This is a genomic window from Rhodococcus sp. HNM0563 (assembly GCF_012726195.1).
GTDB lineage: Bacteria > Actinomycetota > Actinomycetes > Mycobacteriales > Mycobacteriaceae > Rhodococcus.
Window position 1 is genome coordinate 1 of sequence record NZ_JAASAF010000030.1, and the last position, 1,569, is coordinate 1,569.

General features: G+C 62.5%; 1 protein-coding gene. It reads left to right on the plus strand.

Translation table 11 applies throughout. The features are described 5' to 3' along the window. Positions 1–78: 78 nt before the first annotated feature. Positions 79–1,535, plus strand: a protein-coding gene (locus tag HCA61_RS25810; RefSeq protein ID WP_240960214.1) for an IS3 family transposase whose coding sequence is annotated in 2 segments (ribosomal slippage) — positions 79–445 and positions 445–1,535 — 1,458 coding nt in all. Because the reading frame shifts where the segments join, the coding sequence is not laid out codon by codon here. Positions 1,536–1,569 lie beyond the last annotated feature (34 nt).

The window sequence follows — 1,569 nt, forward strand, 5'->3', positions numbered from 1 at the left end:
CCCTGCGTGTCAGGCTGAGTTGAGTCCAGCGGTTCACAGCAACCCCGCCTGCAGGGCGAGATACGGATCAACCCCACGATGACGATTTCCAGCATGGTTCCGGTCGAGGACAATGACCGAATGGACCCCTCGCATCCCCGCGCCGACGGCCCGCAACGACGCACCTTCAGCGCCGCCGACAAGCTCGCCCACCTCGCCGCTTACGAGCAGGCCTGTCAAAGCAACGGAGGCGGCGCGTACCTGCGCAGCGAAGGCCTGTACTCCTCGCTGATCAGCGAATGGCGCAAACAACGCGACGCCGGTGTCCTCGACGGCACCAAACCCGGCACCAGAATCGGCAAACTCACCGCCGAACAAGCCGAGATCGCCCGACTCACCCGCGAACTCGAACAAGCCAACAAGAAACTGGCCACCACCCAAACCGCACTGGGGATCATGGGAAAAGCACACGAGCTCTTGGAACAACTCTCCGAGAGCACGAATGTGGACGAGCAGCGCAAGAAGCGCTGATGCGCGCCCATCACGAACTCACTGAATCGGGTATAACCACAAGGGATGCAACCACACTGACGGGAATCGCCCGCTGCACCGCAGCGCGGAACAAAGCTCGTCCTACGGCAACGGATCCGGCCGTCACCACTACCGGACGCATCCCAGAGAACAAACTCACCGACACCGAACGCCGGGCCGTTCTCGATGTGCTGTGTAGCGCCCGGTTCGTCGACCAGTCGCCACTCGAGGTCTACGCCCAACTCCTCGACGAGGGGATCTATCTGTGCTCGGTGTCGACGATGTATCGGATCCTGCGGGAGAACGCGCAGGTCAAAGAGCGGCGCCGGCACGCTCGTCATCCCTCCCGGGCCTGCCCGGAACTGGTGGCGACCGCACCCCGTCAGGTGTATTCGTGGGACATCACCAAGCTGCCCGGTCCGATCAAGGGCACCTATTTCGACGCATACGTAATGATCGACATCTTCTCCCGCTACATCGTCGGAGCGCACGTGCAGACGCACGAGTCCGGACTACTCGCTGCGGAGATGATGACCGAAATCTTTGCTGTGCACGGGATCCCGAGCGTGGTGCACGCCGATCGGGGAACATCGATGACCAGCAAGACCGTCGCGACGCTGCTCGCCGACCTCGAAGTCACCCGCTCACATTCACGACCGCGAGTATCGAACGACAACCCGTACTCGGAAGCGCTGTTCAAGACCCTCAAGTACGGGCCGATGTGGCCCGAGCGCTTCGCCTCGATCCACCATGCGCGGAATCTCGTAGCCTCGTTCACCACGTGGTACAACCACGAACATCGTCATACCGGCATCGGCCTGCACACGCCGGCGGACGTGCATTTCGGTCTCGCCGGACAGAAGGCCACCGAACGCGCCGCGGTGCTCGCTCGAGCCCGCGCGCAGCATCCCGAACGTTTCGGGACGACGGATATCCCGAAGATCCTGAATCTGCCCGCCGATGCATGGATCAACAAACCCGCAGCCGAACCTGACCAACCCGGCGCCGATCAGGCCGCGGCCTAACTCCCGTTGGACTCAAACGCCTTGACACATTCCG